The sequence below is a fragment of the Actinosynnema sp. CA-299493 genome, from assembly GCF_050946825.1.
Taxonomy (GTDB): domain Bacteria; phylum Actinomycetota; class Actinomycetes; order Mycobacteriales; family Pseudonocardiaceae; genus Actinosynnema.
This window is the reverse complement of the sequence record NZ_CP191993.1, coordinates 6,373,457-6,385,679: the sequence shown is the minus strand read 5'-3', so window position 1 is coordinate 6,385,679 and position 12,223 is coordinate 6,373,457. Positions and strand designations below refer to the sequence as shown.

The following is a 12,223-nucleotide window of genomic DNA, read 5'->3' as shown; positions in this document are numbered from 1 at the left end:
CCGGAGTTTTCCCGGGCCATCCGTTCGATCAACGCCACGATGGTGTCGTCGAGCTGTGGGTGCCCGATCCGGTTCGGGTAGGTCCACTTCTTCGTGACCAGGCGTCGGTGCTATCGAAGGACGGTGGCCGGCGTCAGCAATCGGTGCTCGCGCAACAGCGGAGGGATTCGGCGAACCAGTGCGGCGAGCACCGCGCGGTCGGCCCACTCCAGCCGCGGGCGGGGGTGGGTGCGGCGCAGTACGGCGACTTGGTGCCGCAGCACCAGCAGTTCGGCGTCCTTGCCCGCCGATGACCGGCTGAGTAGGACCAGCCAATCGACGACCCGGACGAAGATCAGGTATAGCAGTCGTAGCGCCACGCCTCACGATCATGCTCCTACGGCTCATGGTGCGCGATCACCGCAGCTCAGCGTCTCAGCGCAGAGTTCTGGAACCCCACAGGCGCTACGGCACCAGATCACCCTCCTGGAACGCCAACTCGGTGACGCCCGTCCGCGGTTCTCCCCCGGCGACCGGGCATTCCTCGCGGCACTGCTGCACCGACTCCCGGCCGATGCGCTTCGTCGGCTCCGACTACTGGTACGCCCGGAGACAGTGCTGAGCTATCGTCAAGACCTGTGGATCAAGTTTCTTAGGCGGCTTCCTCGTCGGGTCGTTCGACCAGGATTCCGTTGACGAACACCGCACCGTTTCTGACCAGTGCGACGAGATGTGGCGCGTTGACCGCGCGCCAGCGGGCCTGGGCCGACTCGATCAGCTTGAACGCCATCGCCAGTCCGGCCGCCCGTGAGCCCGGTCCCTTCGTGACCTTGGTGCGGTGGCGCACGGTGGCGAAGGTGGACTCGATCGGGTTGGTGGTGCGCAGGTGGATCCAGTGCTCGGCCGGGTGGTCGTAGAACGCCAGCAGCTCGTCGAGGTCGTCGGTGATCTTCGCGGTGGCCTTGGGGAACTTCGCGCCGTAGGTGGCCTGGAACGCGGTGGCCGCGTCCTGGGCGTGCCGACGGTTCTCGGCGTTCCAGATCTCGGCCAGTGCCTTCTTCGCCCCGGGGTGCGCGGATTTCGGTAGCGCGGCCACTACGTTGCCGATTTTGTGGAACCAACATCTCTGCTCGCGGGTGGTGGGGAAGACCTCACGCAACGCGCCCCAGAAGCCCAGGGCGCCGTCGCCGATCGCCAGTACCGGGGCGGTCATACCGCGCCGGGCGCAGTCGCGCAGCAGATCGGCCCACGACTCGGTCGACTCGCGGTATCCGTCGGCCAGGGCGACCAGTTCCTTGCGGCCGTCGGCACGCACGCCGATCATGACGAGCAGGCAGAGTCGGTGTTCCTCCAGGCGGATGTTGACGTGGATGCCGTCGGCCCACAGGTAGACGTAGTCCACATCGGACAGGTCGCGTTCGGCGAAGGCGCGCTGTTCGGCCTTCCACTGTTCGGTCAGTCTGGTGATCACCGGAGCGGACAGACCCTTGTCGCTGCCGAGGAACTGGCCCAGCGCAGGAACGAAGTCGCCGGAGGACAGGCCGTGCAGGTACAGCAGCGGCAACACCTCGGTGATCTTCGGGGTCTTGCGCGCCCACGGCGGCAGGATCGCCGAGGAGAACCGCTTCCGTTCGCCCGTCACGGGGTCGACGCGCTTGTCGTTGACCCGCGGCGCGGTCACCTCCACCGCGCCCGCGCTGGTCAGCACCTCACGCGGCTGGTGGTGGCCGTTACGCACCACCAGGCGGCGGCCCTGCTCGTCACGCTCGTCGGCGAACGCGGCCAGATAGGCGTCGACCTCGGCCCGCAACGCCTCGGCCAGCATCCGGCGGGCACCCTCACGGACGATCCGGTCGATCAACGACTCCTCGCCCCCGACCGGACGGTCGTCATCACCGGAAGCGGAGTCGGGGACTACGGTAAGCATGGGCGTGCCTTCCCAACCGACGCGCCAACGTCGGCTTGTTTGAGACCTCTACTCGATCACCGGGAAGGTACGCCCCTTCACCGGCCGATCCACAGGTCTCAAGCATTGCTCGACAGTGCTTCGGTGGCACCGCGACCTCCTCGCACGCCGCCATGCAGCCAGATCCCGTCCCAGGCGGCTCGGCCGTTCACGGACCGTCCGCTCGGTCCGGCTCCTGGTGCTGCGCCTGGCGCGGGAGAATCCCACCTGGGGCTATCGCCGCATCCACGGCGAACTCCTCGTGCTCGGCGTCAAGGTCGCAGCATCCACCGTCAGGCAAATCCTCAAGGACACAGGGATCGACCCCACTCTCGAGCGCACCTCGACGACATGGCCGGCCCTCCTCCGCTCCCAGGCCGAGGCTCTACTGGCCTGCGATTTCTTCGAGACCTCTACGTTGAGCGGCACCCGCCAGTACGTACTCGCGGTCATCGAGCACACCAGCCGCCGAATCAGAGTCCTGGGCACCACCGCACACCCGACCGCCTCCTGGGTCACCCAAGCCGCCAGGAACCTCGTCATGGACCTCGACGACGCGGGCAAACACGCACGGTTCATGATCCGCGACCGGGACGGGAAGTACCCGGCACTGTTCGACGCCGTCCTCGCCGACGCGGGCATCCAGGTCATCCTCAGCGGCGTCCGCATCCCGCGCATGAACGCGATCATGGAACGCTGGATCCAAAGCTGCCGACGCGAACTCCTCGACCGCACACTCATCTGGAACCAGCAGCACCTGCTGCACGCCCTACGCGAGTACGAGCGCTTCTACAAAACAACCACCGCCCACCAAGGCATCGCCAACGCCCGACCGCTACAACCACTGCCACAATCAGCGGCCGACCAAGCACCCGTCACCCAGCTCGACATCCACAGACGGCACCGACTGGGCGGCATCCTCAACGAGTACCACTACGCAGCCTGACCTGCACGGACGGTATTTTCGGCAAGCACAGCGTTCCCCGGTCGTGGAGGCGGTCAGGGGGCACGGGCGGCGTCCTTCTGGGACTCGGGCTTGTGGCGGCTCTTGCACGAGGTGATCACAAGGCACAGCTGTCGCTTGCGCCTCGAGTGTCCGCTCGACGTGCGAGAGCAGCGCCTCGCGACGGCGGAACGACAGCGGCTCGCACGGGATGTCGCCGATGACGAGCTTCCGCGGGTCTCGCCTCGTGGTGAGCGCAGCACATCCGGGGGTGCGTCGCAGCTGGAGGTAGGCGATCACGGCCGCCACCCCACCGATCAGGGCGCCAGCCGTGCCGACGGCCACATCCGGGTCCACGCGGCCAGGGTAAGGGGAGCGAGGAGCTGGCCGGACCCTGCTAATCTCAAGCAGTTGTGAATTTCTTTCGCGGTATTCCTCGCCTTTCGCCCGCACTTTTGCGGCCCCCGGATCAGGGGATCGGTGTACTCCGCCGGCCGCGATCGGCGAGGCCGGCTCTCCATCTCAATCGGTCTTTCGGTTGAGTCACGTTCACGTTCCGGTGGTCTGTACGATTCGCGGCCCAGTGCGTGCGGATCCGGTTGAGGAGTGGTGTTGTTAGCGGACGACCGGTCGGCGGCCCCTCGGTGGTTCGAGGCGGGGAGGTCGCGGTACCAGCACGAGCAGAGCGGTCTTGATCACGTGCGTCGGTTGATGCCTGATCGGGAGCCGTACCGGGCTTGGGCGACGTTCAGCTTTCCCACGCCGTCTGGGCATCTTCCGGAGTGTGATCTGCTGATGGCGACGCCCGCCGGGTTGTTCCTGGTGGAACTCAAGGACCTGGGCGAGCACGTGACCAACGACGGCGGCCGCTTCGTGTTCCGCCGATCGGGCGCCAAGCGACCGAGGGTGCTTCACAACCCGTTGCAGGTGGTCGACCAGAAGAGCAAGGACCTCAGGGCGCAACTCCGCCGGGTCGCCAGCAGGGAGCGGCCGGGGCTGCGGGTGCCCAGGGTCGAACCGGCGATCTTCCTGACCACACCCGGTCTGCGGTCGGAGTTGGACGACATCCACCGTGTCCGCGTGTACGGCCGGGACGGGGAATCCACCGGGCTGGACTGGATCTGGCGCGACCTGCTCGGCCAGGTGCCGGACGAGCAGCTGGTGACGGAGGAGTTCTCGGCCGTGCTGCCAGAGTTGCTGCGGCACCTCGGGATTGCTGCGGCCGACGCGTATCGGTGGTTCGGTGACTGGGAGCTGGCCCCGGAGCCGTTGGACTTCGGGAGCACGTGGGAGGACCGGCTGGCCACCCGGAACAGCGGGGTCCGGGAGGAAGGACGGCTCCGGGTCTACCTGACCGCGCAACAGGCAACCGGTGACGCTCGAGCATCGGTCGAGCGGCTGGCACGTCGTGAGTACGAGCTCCTGCGGGACATCACGCACCGGGGCATCGCACAAGCGGTGCAGTTCGGGCACCACCGAGACAACCCGGCGATCCTGTTCCGCCACCAGACGTCCGACCTGCGGCTCGATGCCTACCTCGCGTTGTACGGGAAGTCGCTGACGGCCCGACAGCGTCGTGAGATGGTGCGGCAGCTCGCCGAGGCGGTCCGGTACGCGCACAGCCACTCGCTGTGCCATCGGGCGCTGGCAGCCCGATCCGTGTTCGTGTCGGCGAAGACCGACGGGACCTCGCCAGTGCTGCGGATCGCCGACTGGCAGACCGCGTTCCGCGGCGACGACGTCAGCCGGCTGTCCTCGATCGGCAAGTCGTCCGTGAACGGTGAGCACCTCGCGGACATCACCGACGTCTACCTGGCTCCGGAGGTCGACGCGCCGCGCGCCGATGCAGTGCGGCTGGACGTGTTCGGGCTCGGAGCACTGGCCCATCTGATCATCACGGACGAACCGCCTGCCGAACGGCGGAGCGACCTGATCGACCGACTGACCGCGGAGCGGGGGCTGCGGACGTCCGGCCCGCTGGGCGAGCTGATCTTCAAGGCCACCCGCGTCGACGTGGCGCAACGCTTCGACTCCGTCGATTCGCTGCTCGTCGAACTGGACCGGGTCGAACGCAACTCCATCGGTGACGAGGACCGGGACCCGGTCGATCCGCTCACCGCTGTGCCAGGCGACCGGGTCGACAGATGGCTGGTCGAGCGAGTGCTGGGCACAGGGGCGACCGCGCGGGTCCTGCAGGTCGTCCGAGAGATTGTCGATGACGATCGAACCCGAACCGAACGGCGTGTCTTCAAGATCGCGCTCGACGAGGAGAAAGCCGCTCGACTGCGGGCCGAGGCGCGGGTGCTCGCCCAGGTCGGCGGGGGAGTGGTTGTGCGCCTGCTGAACGGCCCGCGGCTCGTCTCAGGACGCACAATCCTCGAGCTGGAACACGCGGGAGAGGAGTCGCTAGCGGCACGACTGCGGACCGGTGGCAGGCTCGGCCGACGCGAACTCGCGAGGTTCGGTGGTGACCTGTTCAGCGCGCTCGACCAGTTGGCGGCCCGGAACGTGCGCCATCGCGACATCAAGCCCGACAACCTCGGCGTCCTCCAGCGCGCCGATGGGGCCAGACAGCTGATGCTCTTCGACTTCTCGCTCGCCGACGCAGGGCCAGGTGACATCAAGGTCGGCACATGGGGCTACCGGGACCCCTTCCTCGGCACGGCGGATCGTCCGCTGTTCGACGATCACGCGGAGCTGTACTCGGCCGCAGTCACCTTGCATGAGATGGCATCGGGGGTACGCCCGCTGTGGGGTGACGGCACCGACCCCCGGATGACCGACGACCGGCTCCCCACCATCGCGACCGCGGAGTTCGACCCGTCGCTGGCCAAGCGGCTCGCGGAGTTCTTCAACCGTGCCCTCCACCGTGATGTCGAACAGCGCTTCCGGGATCTCGCGGAGATCGAGGAAGCCTGGCGCACCGTGTTCGGCCCCACCCGGTCTCGACGCCGCAAGCCGCCCGCCCGCCCCAGGCGTGTGCAGACCGCCATCCGGACGGCCGCGCGTCCAATTCGGTCGGCCGTTGACCGCCGTCGCGTGTGGATGCTGACCGCTCTCGCGGTGACCGGCGCCGTCCTCGCTGCGGCTCTGGTCGCTGATCGGCCGGCATCGACGAACCAAGCAGCTCCGGGACCGACCACCTCGTCCACGGCGAGTTCCACACCGCGGGCTCCGACGACGAGCCCGTCCGCCTCCGGTCCCCGGATCCCGGCGGCGACGGACCTCACCCTCACCTTCACCGTCGACGACATCGCCGGCTACCGCATAGGCGACAGCATGATCGGTCAATCACGGCAGCGCGTGAACGTTCGCGAAGTGATCACCGATCCGGAGTCGGCGACGGCTTCCAGCCTGGCGGCGTGGGTGTCGCTCTACCAAGCCGGCGCCGTCGATCCGAGTCGGCTGAGAACCGGTGAGGCCGTGTCGGTCGCCGGCCGGACCGGCTACTACCTCCCGGCTGTGGCCGAACCGGGGTACTACGGAGCCAACCGGGTGGGCAAACCGACGATCGCCGTCGAGTACGCGAACGACTCCTGGTACCTCGCGCAATCCGACGATCCCTTGCCCAAGGCGCGCGAGACCCTGCTGAAGGTGGCCGCCGCCGTCCGACTGGGTGTGAACCGGACGATGCGCTTCCCCGTTCGGTTCGACTACCTGCCAACCGGGCTGCGCGCCTGTGGTGGTGCGGACGGCCTGGACCCTGCCCGGGTCGGCGTCCAACCGTGGGAAGGCAGTGTCGAACTCTGCGACGACACGTTCGGCAGGTACGACAATGGCAGCACCGAGACGGGTGTGGCGATCAGGATCGGCATGGTCGCCGATCCGTCGTATCCTCGGCCTCGAGGGAGCGACCGCATCGCCGGAAGGATCGTCGACACCTGGAATCAAGGGGCCACGGTCGACTGCGTCGAGTTCGTCCTGATCGTCAACGTCACACCCAGTCACGAGTCCAGGTATCCCGAGGCCGAGATCAGGAAGATCCTGGAGTCCATCACCGTTCGGGGCGTGCAGGACCGGTCGGCCTGGTTCACCGGCATGGAGACGCTGCCCACTATCCCGTGATGGTGCAACGATCGCGTCATTGCGGGGTATCGGTGAGCCCGCCTCATCCGGCGGGATGTCAGGGCCTGAGCGACGTTGTCCTCGGCCGGAAGGACAGCCGGATCTCGCGCGGATGATCCCCGTGAACGGTGAACTCCGCAGTCTCCGAAGTTGCTTTCCGGCCGCTTGCCAACGACGATGCGCCGGCATGGCCGACGCGGAGCCGGTCCGGGTGTCGGCCCGGCCCGGACCGGCCCGGACCGGCTCGGGCGATGAGGGCGTGCGGGTCATCCGCTGACCGAGGCCGAGAAGTTGTTGACCGCCAGACCCACGCCGCCACCGTTCGGCACTGCCCGCATCGATCACGGAGCGCGTCCGCACGGCCAAGGCCAACGACGCACGGATGTCGTCTCCATCACGCCTCCCAGGTCGACTCCGCCCACTTCAACTACACGATGCTGGCCCGGTGGCCGCGCGGGGCGAGGCCGATGCCGGACGACTCCGGCATCGTCGCGGCTTGACGCCGCTGAACGAGCACGTCGACAGCGCACAACACCCCTGCTGAGGTCGACGCTCTGCAGCCGGACCAATTCAGCGAAACTTCGTGGCCGATGCGCTAGCCGGCATCCGTCGCATTGCGGCCGAGTTCGGCCCTCGCTGTGCGGATCTCGTGCCTCAACGCGAATGCGGCTCGGATCAACGGCCGCAACGAGTTGATGAACCTGGTCAGTGCTGGGGGAATGCGGGTTGCGGTCGAGATGACCAGGACCAGCATTGCGGCAATCGTCAACGCTGTCTGAGCCATGTGGCGGCCTCCTTTTGGCGAGTTGTCGAAACGATGGCCCAAGCCTTTTGGATTGGGTCTGCCCGCAGCGTTCGACGTGCGAAGATGCCCAGGTCAACGGCGGGTTACCGGTGTACCGGTCCGGTACCGGATGTTCTCTGCGAGGCAAAAAGTGAGTGGTACTCCAAAAAGTGAGTTGGCGGAAGGGCTTGAGACCCTCAGACGGCTCACGAAACTGAGCAAGAGTCGGGTCGCGGAAAAGGCTGGCGTGAGTCAGCAGCGGATCAGTGACTGGTTCAACGGCAGCAACGTCCCGACTCGCGAGAACCTCAAGGACGTGCTCAGAGCCATGATCCGCGAGATCGAGGTCAAGCGCGTGCCAGTCCCTCCCGAACACTCGCTGGTGCTGGACGACAGTGCGACCGGGCCGTGGTGGACCTGGCGTGACGCCGCCGCCGTCGCCGCACGCGACAACAATCCGGTGGCGCCGGGTTCGACGGACCTGGTGCTCCACGTAGATTCCGTGCAGACCCGATTAACGGGCCCTGGCCTGGACGTCTTCGCACCGCACGCCGGTGTGCGCCCGCAGCTCGCCGAGGCGCTGGAAGACCTGTGGCGCACACAGGCAGTGGGCGAACCGGTGGCCCCAGGCGAGCAGCCGCCGCTGTGGTCTGTGGGCTACCTGTTGGCCGCGTCGTTCCTGCCCGGGCGGGTGCCCGAGGTGTTGGCGAAGGTGCTGCGCAAGGCCGAGAAGAACTCGACGGTCGTGCGCATCGGGATCGAGGTCGCCGATGATTCGGCACTGTCCCGGCTGCCATGGGAGGCGTTGCCGGACCCGGTGTCCGGGCAGCCGTTGGCGTTGCACCGCTTGGTGGTGGTCTACCGCAAGGTGCCCGAGTCGCCGATTCGGGTCGTCCCGGGTCCTTTGCGAGTCGTCGTGGCCATCTCGGCCCCGACCGGCGACGGCGGCGAAGTGCTCGACTACGAGATGGAGCTACGAGCCGTGCTCACATCGGTGCACGGCGCGCGAGCGGGTACGGCGCGCGTCGAGATCGTGCCGTTCGCGACGACCACGGCGATCCGCAACGCCGTCCGCGCCGAAGATCCGCACGTGCTCCACATCTGCGCCCGCGGTGACGGCAACAGCCTCGACTTGGAGGACGACGAGGGCGGCGTTCGCAGAGTGACTGCGGAGGAGTTCCTGCGCGAGGCGCTGCCCGCCGGCGCCGTGCCACCCGTTTTGGCGCTGGCGGTGCGAAGATCCGCGGACTCACCGGCCGTCCAAGGGTTCGCCGCCCACCTGGCGGGTCACGGGGCTGCCGCGGTCATCAACACGGAGCAACCGGTCGGCGACCAGTTCACGACCCGCGCGTTCGCGTCGTTCTACGCCGACCTCGCACACGACGACCGGCCCGATGTGGTCGCCGCGCTCGCCCACTCCCGCCGAACGGTCCACGACCAGCTCGCCGCTTCGACCGAGCGCCGGGACCGCGATCTGGCCGCCAGGGACCACTGGGCCGCGGTCACGGTGTTCGCGGGCAGCGGGTCGTCGGTGGTGTTCGGGCCCGAGCGCAGCCAGCCCACGGTTCCCGGCCGGGCGGTGACCGCTCGTCGGGGACTGCCCGACCTCGACGCCGTCGACGCCGGTGAGTTCGTCGGCCGCCGCGCCGACCAGCGGTCTCTGCCCAAGCTGTTGTCGCGGGGCCGGCGAGGCGGTGTCCTCCTGCACGGCATCGGCGGTGTCGGCAAGACCGCCTTGGCGTCCGAGCTGATCCGCCGCACGCTGGAACGCGACCCCCATCTCGCATTGGCGACGGTGACCGGTGTCGCCAACGTCGACTCGGTGCTGCGGAAGATCGCATGGGCGTTGCGCAAGCAACTCATCGCGGCCGACCAGCAGGCCGGTCGCGCCTGGCGGGCGACCCTGTTCGCCGACAACCGGAATGCGCCGTGGCGCGAGCGTTTGGACATGCTGCGCGAGGAAGCCCTCGGCGCGGTCCCGGCCCTTCTGGTTCTCGACAACTTCGAGGACAACCTCACCCACGGCGAGCACTACGAGGTGCGAGACGAAGGCCTTCGGGCGTTCCTGGTGGAGTGGGTTCGGGCGACGGCGAACGGGAGCCTGCTCGTCACCAGCCGCCACCCGTTCTCGCTTCCCGACGGGGCGGAGGGCCGGCTGCACCGGCACCACGTCGGACCGCTCAGCTTCGCCGAGACCATGAAGCTGGCCTGGTCGTTGCCTCCCCTGGACGAACTCGCCACCGATGAACTGCACCGGATCTGGCAGTCCGTCGGCGGTCACCCCAGGGCACTGGAGTATGTGGCCGCGCTGTTGGCGCGCAGCCACGGCCACGCCGCGGACATCACGGGCCGCCTGCACGAGCATGTCCGCAGGCGCCTAGGGGACCGGGCGGACGCATGGTTCACGCAGGACCGCGATCTCGACACGGCCATCGCTGACGCGGTGACCGAGGCAGCCGACGACGTGCTGCTCGACCAATTGCTCGCCGGTCTGACCTCGGACGCGTACAGCTTGCTGCGGCGCGCCTCGGTGTACCGCGTCCCGGTCGGCGACGAGGCGTTGCTGTTCCAGATCAGCAGGATCGAGGAATGGCCGACCTGGGTGTTGAGCGAGGCTGCGATGAGGGACCTGCTTGCCACTGGCGACCCCCACGCCGCCTTGCAGGCGATGCCGTCGACGCCCCGGCCGATCGTCGTCACCGCCGATCCCGCGGAACTGGCGAAGCAGGTGGACCTCCTCACTCGGTCCAGCCTCCTGGCCACCGACGCGGCCACCGAACGTCGGTTCGTCCATCGCTGGACCGCGTCCGAGCTGGCCCGCCGCTGGGCCGCCGATGACGACCACGCCGCCGCGTTGCGCAGCGCCCATCAGCACGCCGCCGCCTACTGGCTCTCGGACTCCGCCGACGCACTGCCGGAGACCGACGACGTGGACAAGCTGCTGGAGGCCCGCTACCACCACCTGGCTGCCGGAGACACCGCCGAAGCAGGCGAGCGGACCAAACAAGCCTGCGAGACGCTGCGCCGACGCGGCGCGTGGGAGCAGGAACGCTCTCTCCTCTTGGGCACCGTGCACGCCCTGGGGCCGGGCGAATCGTCCGTCGTCACCCTGTTGAACCGGCTCGGCGAGATGAGCGGCCATCGTGGTGATCTCACCGGCGCCCTGCATTTCTTGCACGAGGCGTTGCACACTGCCGAAGGGCTCGGTGACCAACTCGCCACGGCCGCAGCACATATCCGCATCGGCGAGTTCCAGCACGATCACGAGCAGTACGACGAGGCCGACAAGCGATACCGCGAGGCCCTCGACATCTACAGCAGACTCGCTGACGAGTCGGGCATCGCCACCACGCACTACCTTTTCGGGCAGAACGCCCGGGCGTGCGGTGACCGGTCCTCGGCGGAGGCGCATTGCAACACGGCGCTGGCTGCGTTCCGGGCCCTCGACGACCGGCACAACCAGGCGACGTGCTACCAACTGCTCGCGCAGCTCGCCGACGAACAAGGCAGGCGGCCCATCGCGCGTGCCCATTACGAGGTGGCACTCGCGCTCCTCGACGAGATCGGAGCCCACTCGGACGCGGCCCGACTGCGCGCGCAACGCGGTGGCATGACGGCGCGCAACGGCGACCCGGAGCAGGCCGCCGAGGACTACCGGAACGCCTTTGCCGTCCTCCAACAGGCTGGCGAAATCGCGGACGCCGCGCACATTGCGGAAGACCTGGGGGAGCTGGCGGTGAGCCGCAGGGACGCCGAGGACGCCGCTTCCTGGTACCAGCAGGCGCTGACCCTGTACAACACCACGAACGACGTGCGTGGCATCGCCTCGGCCTACTACAACCTCGCGACAGCCGCGCTGGTGCACCACAACTTCCCGACCGGCGAGGCGCACGGCCACCACGCGTTGCGCTACTACACCCAATTCGGCGACCTGCGCGGGATCGCCTTGACCTGTGGCCAACTCGGCACCTTCGCCTTGGTACGCAAAGACTTGGACAACGCCGCGAACTACTACAGGCGGGCGCTGGAGGCGTCACTAGAACTCGGCGACGACCAGCACATCGGTGGCACGCTGTTCAACATGGCGCAGCTCTACCGGACAAGCGGCGACACCGACGCGGCCCGGGACGCATTGCAACAGGCACAGCATCACTGGGCCCGAGTCGGTTATGAGAGAGGGATCGCCGACGCGCAGGAGCTCTTGGACCAGATGCGATGATCGCCGCAACCGGGGGCGCGAGGCACTTGGCGTGTGGCTTCGAAAGTCCCAGGCAGGGCCGGTCCTACCAGCCCGTTTCCTTCACCAGCGGCTCGGCGGCACTTCGGTCTGCTTGGTCGCGTGGTGTTGTTCGAAGCCGTAGACGAAGCCGCGTTTCGAGAACTGCCGGAGCCCTCGCCCTTCGGTGCTGAGGGTGTCGGACGTCCGCTCCCGGAATTTGTCAAGGTGAATGAGACCAGTGGGTGTTATTGAGTCGAAAGTGATCATCTTCCGGTAGGTTGATCGCTC

Annotated in this window: 7 protein-coding genes; 3 read left to right on the top strand and 4 right to left on the bottom strand. The window is 67.9% G+C overall.

Annotation, left to right across the window (positions count from 1 at the left end; genetic code table 11):
• Window positions 1–110: 110 nt before the first annotated feature.
• Window positions 111–359, bottom strand: coding sequence for a hypothetical protein (locus tag ACQPYE_RS26565; protein WP_498715201.1), 249 nt, complete (start codon window positions 357–359; stop codon window positions 111–113).
• 272 nt (window positions 360–631) lie between these two features.
• On the bottom strand, window positions 632–1,906 hold the full coding sequence (locus ACQPYE_RS26560; RefSeq protein ID WP_498715199.1) for an IS256 family transposase: 1,275 nt from the start codon (window positions 1,904–1,906) through the stop codon (window positions 632–634).
• A gap of 217 nt (window positions 1,907–2,123) precedes the next feature.
• On the opposite strand from ACQPYE_RS26560, the gene ACQPYE_RS26555 reads away from it, so the two are divergent.
• Window positions 2,124–2,870 carry a transposase family protein gene (locus ACQPYE_RS26555; RefSeq protein ID WP_498715198.1) on the top strand — a complete coding sequence of 249 codons (747 nt, stop codon included), beginning with the start codon at window positions 2,124–2,126 and terminating at the stop codon, window positions 2,868–2,870.
• Between the two features lie 603 nt (window positions 2,871–3,473).
• Window positions 3,474–6,932 (top strand): protein kinase domain-containing protein, encoded by a 3,459-nt coding sequence (locus ACQPYE_RS26550; RefSeq protein ID WP_498715197.1) that lies wholly within the window; start codon window positions 3,474–3,476, stop codon window positions 6,930–6,932.
• A gap of 595 nt (window positions 6,933–7,527) precedes the next feature.
• Here ACQPYE_RS26550 and ACQPYE_RS26545 read toward each other — a convergent pair.
• Window positions 7,528–7,716, bottom strand: coding sequence for a hypothetical protein (locus ACQPYE_RS26545; protein WP_498715195.1), 189 nt, complete (start codon window positions 7,714–7,716; stop codon window positions 7,528–7,530).
• Between ACQPYE_RS26545 and ACQPYE_RS26540 the strand changes: the two genes are divergently transcribed.
• Entirely contained in the window at window positions 7,715–11,935 is a 4,221-nt protein-coding gene (locus ACQPYE_RS26540) for a tetratricopeptide repeat protein (protein WP_498715193.1), read from the top strand. The two genes, ACQPYE_RS26545 and ACQPYE_RS26540, sit on opposite strands and share 2 nt — an antisense overlap.
• Before the next feature lie 81 nt (window positions 11,936–12,016).
• On the opposite strand, the gene ACQPYE_RS26535 is transcribed toward ACQPYE_RS26540, so the two are convergent.
• A complete protein-coding gene (locus ACQPYE_RS26535; protein ID WP_498715192.1) occupies window positions 12,017–12,202 on the bottom strand; it encodes a hypothetical protein in 186 nt (61 codons plus the stop codon).
• Window positions 12,203–12,223: the final 21 nt, after the last annotated feature.

Excerpts from the sequence above, each read along its gene's own strand:
- ACQPYE_RS26560 (WP_498715199.1), bottom strand. The coding sequence starts at position 1,906 with ATGCTTACCGTAGTCCCCGACTCCGCTTCCGGTGATGACGACCGTCCG.
- ACQPYE_RS26540 (WP_498715193.1), top strand. The coding sequence starts at position 7,715 with ATGTGGCGGCCTCCTTTTGGCGAGTTGTCGAAACGATGGCCCAAGCCT.
- ACQPYE_RS26545 (WP_498715195.1), bottom strand. The coding sequence starts at position 7,716 with ATGGCTCAGACAGCGTTGACGATTGCCGCAATGCTGGTCCTGGTCATC.
- ACQPYE_RS26535 (WP_498715192.1), bottom strand. The coding sequence starts at position 12,202 with ATGATCACTTTCGACTCAATAACACCCACTGGTCTCATTCACCTTGAC.